At 73.6% G+C, this 12,228-nt stretch carries 7 protein-coding genes; all 7 read right to left on the reverse strand.

The features are described 5' to 3' along the window. Positions 1-46: 46 nt before the first annotated feature. Positions 47-1,381, reverse strand: a complete 1,335-nt coding sequence (locus D1J63_RS22525; protein ID WP_125631163.1) for a hypothetical protein — start codon at positions 1,379-1,381, stop codon at positions 47-49. Continuing rightward, complete coding sequence (locus tag D1J63_RS22530) at positions 1,378-3,615, reverse strand: bifunctional glycosyltransferase/CDP-glycerol:glycerophosphate glycerophosphotransferase (protein ID WP_125631165.1); 2,238 nt, start codon at positions 3,613-3,615, stop codon at positions 1,378-1,380. The genes D1J63_RS22525 and D1J63_RS22530 overlap by 4 nt, the downstream gene beginning before the upstream one ends. 7 nt (positions 3,616-3,622) lie before the next feature. Next, entirely contained in the window at positions 3,623-5,842 is a 2,220-nt protein-coding gene (locus tag D1J63_RS22535) for a bifunctional glycosyltransferase family 2 protein/CDP-glycerol:glycerophosphate glycerophosphotransferase (RefSeq protein WP_125631167.1), read from the reverse strand. Between the two features lie 145 nt (positions 5,843-5,987). Further along, positions 5,988-8,273: a bifunctional glycosyltransferase family 2 protein/CDP-glycerol:glycerophosphate glycerophosphotransferase gene (locus D1J63_RS22540; RefSeq protein ID WP_164712926.1), complete on the reverse strand. Its 2,286-nt coding sequence runs from the start codon at positions 8,271-8,273 to the stop codon at positions 5,988-5,990. Between the two features lie 165 nt (positions 8,274-8,438). After that, positions 8,439-9,356 (reverse strand): carbohydrate ABC transporter permease, encoded by a 918-nt coding sequence (locus D1J63_RS22545; RefSeq protein WP_125631171.1) that lies wholly within the window; start codon positions 9,354-9,356, stop codon positions 8,439-8,441. Continuing rightward, entirely contained in the window at positions 9,353-10,636 is a 1,284-nt protein-coding gene (locus D1J63_RS22550) for a sugar ABC transporter permease (RefSeq protein ID WP_125635706.1), read from the reverse strand. Before D1J63_RS22550 ends, D1J63_RS22545 begins: the two co-directional genes overlap by 4 nt. A 76-nt stretch (positions 10,637-10,712) precedes the next feature. Continuing rightward, entirely contained in the window at positions 10,713-12,110 is a 1,398-nt protein-coding gene (locus D1J63_RS22555) for an ABC transporter substrate-binding protein (RefSeq protein ID WP_125631173.1), read from the reverse strand. Between the last annotated feature and the right edge of the window lie 118 nt (positions 12,111-12,228).

A 12,228-nucleotide genomic window follows, 5' to 3' on the forward strand; every position in this document is an offset into this window, starting at 1 on the left:
CGATGGGGTCCCGCCCATGACCTCAAGTCACCTCAACGGGTGACGCTCAGCCGACCGCCTCCGCCCGGTCCCGCTCCCCCCGGTCCCGCTCACTCCGCGCCGGCAGCGGCACCCGGCCGCCGCCCCGCGCCACCGGCTCCAGCAGCAGCGGAACCCCCACCACCGGCAGCAGCCACGCCAGCACGATCAGCCGCTCGCCCCAGATGTTGATGTCCGGATGCCCGGCCTGCGTGAGGATCCCGGTGCACGCCGCCGCGACCAGGAAGCCGCCGACCGCGCCCCCGCGCCGCAGCGCGCCCCACAACCCGGCGCCCAGCGCCGCCACGAACAGCGGCTGCCAGGCCTGCCGGCGGAGCCACTCCACCCAGAAGTTGCCCTGCAACTGCCAGAACTCCGGCCACGGGTGCTTCCGGTCGGGGCGGGCGAAGTGGTCGGTGAGCAGGTCCTGGAGGCTGTCCGACTCGGACGGGTAGTGCAGCAGCCGCGCCAGCAGCAGGGTGACGGCCACGCCCGCCAGGCCCACGGCCGCGAGCGCCAGTACCTCCCGGGGTGCCGGGCCGCCCCGCCCCCGTGCCCGTCGCCGGTACCGCCGCAGGGCGATCGCCGCGCCCGCCGCCGCGAAGCACACGCCCAGGAACAGCGCCTGGGAGTGCTTCACCGTGAACAGGGCGAGCAGCGAACCGGCGACCAGCGCCAGCCCCGCCCTCGGCCGCCCGGCCCGCAGCACCAGCGCGCAGCCCCACACCGCCGCCAGGGTCAGCGCCATCAGCAGGCCCTCGGTCATCGGGCGCATCGCGGTCGTCCCGCACGGCAGCACGTAGTACAGCGCCTGCCCCGTCAGGGCGAGCGGCACCGGCACCGCCAGGGTGCGCAGGACCAGGAAGACCAGGACCCCGCCCGCGCACGCGATCACGACCCCCGCCGCCCACAGGCCCCACGTCACCCCGAAGGCCAGGACGAACGGCACCAGGAACGCCGGGTAGCCGGGCCGCGCCTCGAAGATCGCCGTGAAGCGCTCCGGCATGTACGGCACGGTGTGCCCGCCGGTCTGCCCGGCCGCCAGTCGTGGCCGGACCACCGCCCACTCCTGCTCGCGGCACTCGGCCAGCACCTCGTCGGTGGGGTCGGCGCGGTGGAAGCGGACCACGTGCACGCTCTGGTCCCGGCGGGCCCGCTCCGCCCGGCTCGCGCACACGTAGTCGATGGTGGCCGTCGCCGCCGCGCGCTTGTCCTGGCCGGTCAGGCTCAGCGCGTACGACAGGTAGTTCTTGGTGTCGGGGGTGTCCCGGCCGGTGACGTTCGCGAGCTGGAGCGCGGCGAACACGGCGGCCAGGACCAGCACCCCCAGGAACCGGCCGCCCAGCCGGCTGCCGGGTCTCATGTGGAGGGCAGCAGGTCGCGTCCGGACGGGACGCCCCGGGCGCCGGGGACACCCGAGGGCTCGGGACCGGGCATCGGCTCGCCCAGGAGCAGCGTCCGCACCACCCGCTCGGCGGCCCGGCCGTCCTCGTACTCGCAGTACCGCGCCCGGAAGGCCGCCCGCAGCCGCGCCGCCTCCTCGTCCCGCCACGCCCCGGACGCCAGCAGCCACGCCAGCTCGCGGTAGGAGCGCGAGACGTGCCCGGGCGCCTCCTCGGTGATGTCGAAGTACGCGCCGCGCGTCGCCGCGTACGGCCCCCAGTCGTCGGCGTGGATCAGGATCGGCCGGTCGAGGAGGACGTAGTCGAACATCAGGGCGGAGTAGTCGGTGATCAGCACGTCGGAGGCGAGCATCAGGTCCTCGACGTGCGGTTCGTCCGTCACGTCGACCACCACGCCCCGCCGGTGCAGCTCCGACAGGCCGAGGCCCCGCGCCGGGCCGGTGGCGAGCGAGGGGTGCAGCCGGACCAGCAGCGTGTGCTGCTCGCCGAGGTCGGCGGCGAGCCGGGCCACGTCCAGGCGTTCGACGAGCCCCCCGCGCCGGTACTCGCGGCGGGTCGGCGCGTACAGCACGACGGTGTGGCCGTCGGGGACGCCGAGCCGCTCGCGGACCCGGCGGCCGTCCTCCGGACCGGCGTTGACCAGGACGTCGTTGCGCGGGCTGCCGGTGCGCGCGGACGTGAAGTGGCAGGGGTAGGCCCGCTCCCAGATCCGTTCCGCATACCGGCCCGCGACCAGGCTGTGGTCCCAGCGGTCGGCCCGGCGCAGCATCTGAGGCACGTCCAGGCCGAGCCGGGCGCCGGGCCTGCCCAGCAGGTCGACGCCCATGTACTTGAGCGGGGTGCCCTGGTGGGTGTGGAGGTGGACGCTGCCCTCCCGCTTGGCCACCGTGCCGGGCCAGTTGACGTTGTTGACGAGAAACGCCGCCCGCTCGGTCACCCGCCGGTAGGCGGCGCTGCCCAGAATCACGTGCTCGGTGCCCGGCGGCACGAGGGCGGGGTCCGCCGCGCACTCCTCGTCGCGCACCACCCACACCCCGCGCAGGTGCGGGGCGTGCTCCCGGGCCGCGCGGTAGATCGCCGCCGGGTCGCCGAGCACGCCCCGGTGGGAGAAGGCCGAGTACACGACGAGGTCCGGGTCCAGCGCCCGGCGGGGGAGCACGGCGGCCGCGGCCCGGCGGGCCCGACCGGCGGCCGTGCCGCGTGCCTGCCGCGTCCGGCGCTCCAGCTCCCGGACCGCCCGCCCGGACTGCCGACGCAGCCGGTAGGCGGCGTACGACCCCTCCAGCACCCGGAGTTCGGCCGGGACCGCGGCGTCCTTCGGCCGGTACGCGCGGAACATCTGCGCCGTGCGGTGGAAGAACTCGGCCCGGTCGGACGGCGGCAGGCGGTCCGGCTTGGACAGAATGTCCAGGCAGTGCTCGCCCATCTTGGCGTGCAGGAACGCCCGCCACCGGTCCGCCAGTGCCGGGCGGGCGTCGAGGAAGGCGAAGACCCGCTCGTACTGCGCGTGGACGTCGAAGTGCTTGCGGCTGGTGGTGGACAGGATGTTGCCCTGGCGGCGTTGGCGGTAGTTCAGGCAGATCCGGTCCAGCGCGGCGATCCGCTCCGCGCTGAACATGACCGGGAAGGTCCAGGGCGTGTCCTCGTAGTAGCCCGGCGGGAAGGTGAAGCCCTCGCGGTCGACGAAGTCGCGGCGGTAGAGCTTGTTCCACACCACCATCAGCAGGTCGAGGATTTCCGGGTGCCCGGCCGCCGTGAACGTGCCGCCGCCGGCCTCCGCGAGCACCCGGGCCAGGACGTTGCGCCGGGTGCCGCCCCACCAGTAGGTGCGCGCGTAGTCGAAGACCAGCACGTCCGGGTCGTCCGTCTCCGCGAGCCGGTCGGCCATCGCGCGCAGGGCGCCCGGGGTGAGGGAGTCGTCGCTGTCGAGGAAGAAGAGGTAGTCGCCGGTGGCGTGCGGCATCCCGGCGTTGCGGGCCCGGCCGAGGCCGACGTTCTCCTCCAGGTGCAGCACGCGCACCCGGTCGTCGCGGGCCGCGTACTCGTCCAGGATCGCTCCCGAACCGTCCGGGGAGCAGTCGTCGACGGCGATCACCTCGATGTCCCGGAAGGACTGGTCCAGGACCGAGTCGAGGCACTCGCGCAGGAAGCCCTGCACCTTGAAGCAGGGGACGATGACGCTGAAGCGGGGCACGGCTGGGTCAGCTCCTTGCGAGGCTCTCGTGGGTGGCGGCGGCGGGCGCCGGGACGCGCCGGTCGAGCGGGACCACGGGCGGCAGCGTCTCGGGCGGCTCGCCGAGCAGCACCCGGCGCACGACGCGCTCGGCGGCCCGGCCGTCGTCGAACTCGCAGAACCGCTCCCGGAACGCCGCCCGCAGCGCCGTCGACTCCGGGCCCGCGTAGGTGCCGTCGGCGAACACGCGGGCCAGCTCCTCCGGGGTGCGCGCCACCGGTCCGGGCGGGGCCGCCATGAGGTCGAAGTAGACGCCGCGGGTCTCCCGGTAGACGTCCCAGTCGTCGGCGTACACGACGATCGGGCGGTCCAGGTTGGCGTAGTCGAACATGATGGACGAGTAGTCGGTGACCAGCGCGTCCGCGGCCAGGCACACGTCCTCCGAGGAGCGGTGCGCGGTCACGTCGAGGATCCGGCCGGTGCGCTCCGGCTTCCCGCCCCGGTCGTAGAAGTAGTGGGCGCGCAGCAGCACGACCACGTCCTCGCCGGCCGCCTCGCAGAACGCCTCCAGGTCCAGGCCGCCCGCCCCGAACCCGGTCTCGTAGTCCCGGTGCGTCGGCGCGTACAGGACCGCCGTCTTCCCCTCCGGGACGCCCAGTTCGCGCCGGACGCGGGCGACGTCCTCCGCGGTGGCCGTGCAGTAGACGTCGTTGCGCGGGTAGCCGTACTCCAGGTGCTCGTAGGAGCCGGGGAAGGCCCGCTCCCACATCCGGGTGGAGTGCCGGTTGGCGGACAGGTTGTAGTCCCAGCGGTCCACGCGGCCCAGCAGCTTGGTGAAGCTGCCGGTGGCCGCCGCCACCACCGGGTACGGCGACTGGTCCACGCCCATCGTCTTCAGCGGCGTGCCGTGCTGCGTCTGCACGTGCACGCTGCCGGGGCGCTTGACGACGCCCTCGGCGAAGTTGGCGTTGTTCACCAGGTACTTGGCGCGGGCCAGCACCTCCCAGTACCGGTGGCTGCCGATGACGGCGTGGTCGATGCCCGCCGGGAGCGTGTGCGCCTGGTCCGGCTCGACCAGGAACACCGACTTCAGGTGCGGGGCGAGTTCGCGGGCCCTGGCGTGGATCGCGGCCGGGTTGCAGGCGTAACCGCGGCCCCAGTAGGCGCAGTACACGACGAGGTTCGGATCCAGCGGGCGGCGCAGGTGGCGGCGGTAGCGCAGCCGGGTGCGCAGTCCCCGCGGCCACGGCAGGCGGCCGAGGACGCCGGTCGCGGCCCGGTTGGCGGCGCGCAGGGCGCGGAAGCCGGCGTACGAGCCCGCCGCCAGCAGCCGGTGCTGCACGCCGAGCCGCCCTCCCGGCGGCCGGAAGCCCGCGGGTCGATGGCGCCGGTACAGACGGCTCGCCCGGCGGTAGAAGGCGCGGCGCCCCCGCCGGGTCAGGCGCCGGGGGTGGGTGGCCGTCTTCAGGACCTGGGCGAAGAGCTGCTCGAACAGCGGGCCGAGCCGCTCGGGCGGCAGGCCCCGCTCGGCGGCGTAGGTGAGCGCCAGTTCGGCCTGGTCGAGCAGGTCCGCGTGGTGCTCGCCGGGCAGGTTCAGCCGGTTGCCCTGGCGCCGCACCCGGTGCCGTACGACCACGGAGCGCAGCACCGCCACGCGCTCGGCGCGCACCGCGGCGCGGGCACCGAAGCCGACGTCCGTGAAGTGCCCGTCGGTGAAGTCCAGTCCGCGCTCGGCGAGGAAGGTGCGCCGGTGCACCGCGCTCCACGCGGGCAGGTGCACGCCGGTCAGGTGCGGGGCGCGGTCGGGGGCGAAGGCGCCGTCCGGGGCCTTCGCCAGCAGCGGGGCGGCCGGGTTGGTGGTCTCGCCCTCCCACCAGGGCACCCGCTCGTACTCGCAGTACAGGACGTCGACGCCGCCGGTGTCCGCGAGGCGCGCGTCCAGCGCCGCCAGCGCGCCCGGCACGAGGACGTCGTCGCCGTCGAGGAACAGCAGGTACGCGCCGGTCGCCGCCCGCATCCCGGCGTTGCGCGCGCCGGCCAGACCGGCCGACGGCGGCGAGTGCACCGGCGTCACCCGGGAGTCCCGCTCGGCGTGCTCCCCGGCGACGTCCGCCGCGGCGCACTCCGGGCCGTCGCAGACCGGGATCAGCTCGAAGTCGCCGAAGGACTGGCCGAGGACCGAGTCCAGGGCCTGGGAGAGCCGCCCCGCGACCCCATGGGACGGGACGATGATGCTGAAGCGGGGCATACTGCTCTTTCTCTTCTTTCGTTCGTGGTCCCGGCAGGCCGCGACGGCGGCCCCGGCCGCCCCGCCGGCCGCCACGTGGGCGGCCGGGACGGAGTGGGCCGCGACGAACCGCGGGGCATGGGAACTCCCGGTGGACAAATGGCGGTCAGAGGCTGTCGGTGACGGTCCGGGGCCCCGCAGGTTGCGGCACCGTCGCCAGCGGGGTGCGGGCGAGGGCGGATGCGGCCGAGGGAGCCGGGCGGCGCTCGGCGAGCGGCACGACCGGCGGCAGGTCGCTCTCGCCCAGGACGACCCGGCGTACCACGCGGTCGGCGGCGCGGCCGTCGTCGTACGGGCAGAACCGCTCGCGGAAGGCGGCCCGCAGCCGCGCCGTCCGGGCGCCGTGCCACTCGCCGCTCGCGAAGACGCCGATCAGCTCGTCCTCGTCCCGGGCGATCGCGCCCGGCGGGAAGGACCGCAGATCGACGTAGGTGCCGCGGACCGCCTCGTACGCCTGGGGCTCGTCGGCGTGGAGCACGATCGGGCGGTCCAGGCCCGCACAGTCGAACATCAGGGACGAGTAGTCGGTGACCAGGGCGTCCGAGGCCAGGCAGAGCGACTCCACGTGCGGATGGTCGCTGACGTCCAGCACCCGGCCGGCGGAGGCGGCGAGCGGGCCGCCGTGGGCGGGGTGGGCGCGGGCCAGCACCATGAAGCGCGGGCCGAGCCGGCGCACGACGCGCTCCAGGTCCAGGGCGGAGCGCTGGGTGCGCCGGTAGTCGCGGTGGGTGGGCGCGTACAGGATCGCGACCGTGCCCTCGGGGATGCCGAGGGTCTCGCGCAGCCGGGCCACGTCCGCCGCCGTCGCCCGCTGGAGGACGTCGGTGCGCGGCTGCCCGTGCTCCAGGGCGGTCCAGCCGCCGGGGTGGACGCGTTCCCAGGTCAGGGTCGAGTGGCGGTTGGCGGAGACCACGTAGTCCCACGTGTCGACCTCGCGCAGCAGCCGGGCGAAGTCGGTGCCGCGCGCGGCGCCCGGGCGCTCCTGGAGGTCCAGGCCCATGTGCTTGAGCGGCGTCCCGGCCTGCGTCTGCACCAGGACCTGGCCCCGGCGCCGGACCAGGCCCGGGTCGAAGGCTGCGTCTGACACCAGGTAGCGGGAGCGGGCCAGGGCGGTCCAGTGGGCGGCCGTGCCCGGCGTCAGGCGGCGGGTGCCGGGCGGCACGGTGTGGTGGTGCACGGGGGCGGCGGCCCACGCCGTGCGCACGTGCGGGGCGAGCCGGCGGAACGCCTCCTCCAGCGCCCCCGGGTCGCGGCCGTACCCCCGGTGGCCCTCGACGGCGAAGACGGCGCGGTCGGCACGGAGCGGGAGGCAGCGCTGGACGCGGTAGTGCAGGCGCAGGGCGCCGGTCCGGGCGGCGCGCAGCAGCCCCGCGGTGATCCTCGCCGTACGGCGGCGCAGGGCCGACGCCAGGCGCAGGGCGGCGTAGGTGCGGCGCAGGCCCAGGCGGAGCAGGGCGTGGCGGAGGCGGACGGGCAGCGGGGCGGGGGCGCCCGGGACCCGGTAGCGGCGGCAGTGGACGCGGGCCCGGCGCAGGAACTCGGCGCGCAGGGAGCGCGGGAGGCGGTCGGGGCGGGTGTACACCGTCGTCAGGTGGTCGGCCATCCGGCGGTACAGGAGGGGCCGCCAGCGGTCCAGCTCCCGGCGCGAGGCCGGGTGGGTCTCCGCGCGCGCGTCCAGGAACGCGAAGACGCGGTCGTACTGCGCGAAGACGTCCAGGTGCCGCTCGCCCGGCGTGCCGAGGATGCTGCCCCGGAGGCGCTGCCGGTAGTGCACGCAGACCCGGTCCAGGGTGGCGACGGACCCCGCCGTCAGCAGGACCGGGTAGGTCCACGGGGTGTCCTCGTAGTAGCCCGGCGGGAAGGCGAGGCCCTCGCGCTCGACGAACTCCCGCCGCACCGCCTTGTTCCAGGCCACCATCAGCAGCTTCAGCAGCCCTGGCCGGTCGGCGAGCCGGAACGGCGCCGGACCCTGCTCGGTGAGGTGCGCGGCGGCCTGGTTGCGGACCGTCTCGCCGGTCCAGTACGTGCGCGCGTAGTCGTAGACCAGGACGTCCGGCTCGCCGGTCTCCTTGATCCGGTCGGCGATGCCGCGCAGCGCGTGCGGGGTGAGGGTGTCGTCGCCGTCGAGGAAGACCAGGTAGTCGCCGCCCGCCCGCTCCATCCCGGCGTTGCGCGCGGGGCCCAGGCCCTCGTTGCGCGCCAGGCGTACGACGCGGACGCGCGGGTCGAGGGCCGCGAACTCGTCGGCGATCGCGCCGCAGGCGTCCGGCGAGCAGTCGTCGACCACGATCACCTCGAAGTCCGGGTACGACTGGGCCAGCACCGACTCCAGGCACGCGTGCAGATACGCCTGCACCTGGTACGCGGGAACGATGACACTGAACCGGGGCACGGGGACATCCATGGGTCGGCGGGATCGGCGCGGGCGTTCTGCCCGGCAACGGCCGCCGACGCGAGTTGGTTACGGTCCCCGGGGCATTCGGGGGACGTTGTGCCCGTACGGATGAGGGGGCGGACCGGACACCGGCCGGCCCCCTCAAGGGTGGCGTCGCGGCGGCTACTTGACGGCGCCCGCCATGACGCCGGAGACGAACTGCCGCTGGAACGCGAAGAACACGGCCAGCGGGACCACCATGGAGATGAACGCTCCCGGTGCCAGCACGTCGATGTTGTTGCCGAACTGCCGCACCTGGGTCTGCAGGGCGACCGTGATCGGCTGGCTCCCGGAGTCCGAGAAGATCAGCGCGACCAGCATGTCGTTCCACACCCACAGGAACTGGAAGATGCCCAGGCTCGCGATCGCGGGCCCGCCGAGCGGCATCACCACCCGCACGAACAGCCGCAGTTCGCCCGCGCCGTCCAGCCGGGCAGCCTCCAGCAGCTCCCTCGGGATCTCCGCGAAGAAGTTCCGCAGCAGGAACACCGCGAAGGGCAGGCCGAAGCCGACGTGGAAGAGGATCACGCCGAGCATCGAGCCGAACAGGCCGATCTTGCCGAAGAGTTCGGCGATCGGGATCAGGGCCACCTGCACCGGTACGACGAGCAGCCCGACCACGGCCAGGAACCACCAGTCGCGGCCCGGGAAGTCCATCCACGCGAACGCGTACCCGGCCAGCGCCCCGATGACCACGACCAGGACGGTCGCCGGGACGGTGATCAGCGCGGTGTTGAGGAGGGACGAGGTGATGTCGCCGTTCTTCAGCAGCTCCTCGTAGCTCTGGAAGGTGAGCTGCGACGGCTCGGTGAAGACCTTCCACCAGCCGCTCGCCGCCATGTCCTCGGGCGTGCGCAGCGAGGACAGCAGCAGCCCGATCGTCGGGACCAGCCAGAACAGGCCCACCACGATCAGGAACACCCGGACGAGCCCGCCGCCGGCGGCCTCGGCGAGCCGGGACCCGAGCGGCTGCCGCGCCTTGACGACCGTCCCGGGCGGCTGGGCGGCCGCCGTGGTGAGGGAACCCGCGTCCGCGGTCATCGCCGCACCTCCCGCCGCAGCCGCCGTACGTTGAACCACATCACCGGGATGACCAGGAGGAGCAGGAACACCGCGATGGCGCTGGCGACGCCCGGCTGGTCGGAGGCGAAGCCCTTGCGGTACAGCTCCAGGGCGAGCACGTTGGCGTCGTCCTGGGAGGAGCCCGGGGCGATGATGAAGACCAGGTCGAAGACCTTCAGCACGTTGATCATCAGGGTGACGACGACGACCGCGAGAACCGGCGCGAGCAGCGGCACCGTGACCCGTCGGAAGACCTGCCACTCGTTGGCGCCGTCGACCCGGGCGGCCTCCAGCAGCTCCCTGGGGACCCCGGCCAGCCCCGCCGCGATCAGCACCATCGCGAAGCCCGCCCACATCCATACATACGATCCGATGATCGCCGGGGTGACGAGGGAGGGGCCGAGCCAGTTCAGGCCGTTGTACGGCTCCTTGAAGTTGTCGGCGGGCAGTCTCAGCAGCGCCCCGTCGGCCGCGGCGGGCAGCGTGAAGGTGCCGTCCCCGGCCGCCGTGGCCGTCGCGACGACCTCGCCGTCCTTGACCGCCTCGATCTTCATCCCGGCGTAGCCCAGCTCGGCCGCGTCGACGCCGCCCGGCTTGCCGACGCCCTTGCCGCGGGTGAAGTCCTGCCAGGTGGTGCCGGTGACCCTGCCGTCCTCGGGCTCGGCGACCGCGGCGGTCTTCGCGTCGTCGGGCATCAGATCGGGGGCGACGCCCACGAGGGGCAGGGCGACCGGGGTGCCCGCGCCGACCGGCTGCTTCGTGATGAACGCACCGCCGCCGGCTGGTTTCAGCGGCGAGTCGCGGCCCGGGTGCGCCTTCGGGAACGCGGACGACTCGGCGAAGGTGTCGTGCACCCCGACCCACACCGCGTTGGCGACGCCCTTGTCCGGGTCCTGGTCGTACACCAGGCGGAAGATGATGCCGGCCGCGAGCATCGAGATCGCCATCGGCATGAAGACGACCAGCTTGAACGCCGTGCCCCAGCGGATGCGTTCGGTCAGCACCGCGAAGATCAGGCCGAGCGCGGTGGCGACCGTCGGCGCGAACACCACCCAGATGACGTTGTTCTTCAGGGCGGTGCGGATGCCGTCGTCGGTGAACAGGGTCTCGTAGTTGTCGAATCCGGCGAAGGAGTCGCCGGACTGGTCGTAGAAGCTGCGGATCAGCGAGTACCCGATCGGGTAGACCACGAGCGCGCCGAGCAGCACCAGGGCGGGCAGCAGGAACAGCGCCGCCACGGACCTGCGGGTGCCGGTCACGCTCCCGCGCGACTTGGGTGACTTGGGGGCGGCGGGGCCCCGTGAGGCTCCCGCCGCCGTCGCCGACGTCATCGCGTCAGCCTCCGTAGGCGGCGGCCGCGTCCGCCTCCAGCTTCGCCTGGGCGCCCGCGACGTCCTTCGGGTTCTTCAGGAAGTCCTGCAGCGTCTTCCACTCGCCCTTGCCGGGGGTGCCGCCGAAGGCCTGCGGGGCCTGGTCCGACATGTCGAAGCGGAAGTCGTCACCGGCCGCGACCAGGGCCTCGGCGATCTTCTTCTGCACCTCGTTCGGGTACACGGACGCGTCCACGCTCTTGTTGGGCGAGAGGAACCCGCCGAGCTTCGCCTGGATCGCCGCCGCGTCCGGCGAGGCCAGCCAGGTGGCCAGCGCCTGCGCCGCCTTGGAGTCCTTGAAGACCACGGCCGCGTCGCCGCCGGACACCACCGGCGCGGTGTCGCCCACGGCCGGGAACGGGAACACCTTCGCGTCCGTGCCGACCTTCGCCTTCGTCTCACCGATGTTGACCTGCACGAAGTCGCCCTCGTAGACCATGCCCGCCTTGGGCTGGGCGCCGCCGGTGAAGGTCTGCGTCACCGAGGCCGGGAACTCCGTCTGCAGCGCCCCGGATGCGCCGCCCGCGACGAAGTCCTTCTTGCCCCAGATCTCCGCGAGAGTGGTCAGCGCCTGCTTCACGGACGGGTCCGTCCACTTGATCTCGTGCTTGGCCAGCTGGTCGTACTTCTCCGGGCCCGCCTGCGAGAGGTAGACGTTCTCGAACCAGTCCGTGAGCGTCCAGCCGTCCGCGCCGCCCACGGAGAACGGGGTGACGCCCGAGTCGTAGACCATCTGGACCGTGTTGAGCAGCTCGTCCCAGGTCTTGGGCTCGGACGCCCCCGCGTTCTCGAAGACCTGCGCGTTGTACCAGATCAGCGACTTGTTGGCGGCCTTGTAGTACACGCCGTACTGCTTGCCGTCGACCTTGCCGATGTCCTGCCAGCCCTGCGAGTAGTTCTCGCCCAGCTCCTTGGTCGCCTCGGCGCCCAGCGGCTTGGCCCAGCCCTTGTCCACCGCCTGCTTGATGGCGCCGGGCTGCGGGAGCATCGCCACGTCCGGCGGGGCGCCGCCCGCGATCTTCGAGCCGAGGAAGTTGATGATCGGGTCCTGGGCCGGCACGAAGGTCACCTTGGCGCCTGTGCGCTTCTCGAACTCGGCGAGGACCTTCTTGAAGTTCTCCTGCTCGGTGCCGGTCCAGACGGCGGCGACCTCCAGGCTCTCGCCGTCCAGCTTCGGGAGGGTGACGGAGGAGGCCGGTGTCTTGGTGCCGCCGCCCTTGTCGGCGTTGTCACCCCCGCCGTTGTCGTCGTCGCCCCCGCACGCGGTGAGCGAGAGGGCGAGTGCCGCCACGGCGAGGGTGGCGGCGGCGCGGGTGGTCCTCTTGACGGTTCTGCCTGTCCGGATGGTGCTGCTCATGCGCATCACTGCCCCGTTCTTCGTTCATCGTCGAACGCTCGGCGCTGTCCCGTGCGCTCTGGTGTACGCCAGGGGGGTGAGGGCGGCAAGGGCGCGTCGGCCGCCGAACGGGGTTTCGTGACCG

The organism is Streptomyces sp. KPB2, assembly GCF_003950055.1.
Taxonomy (GTDB): Bacteria; Actinomycetota; Actinomycetes; order Streptomycetales; family Streptomycetaceae; genus Streptomyces; species Streptomyces salinarius.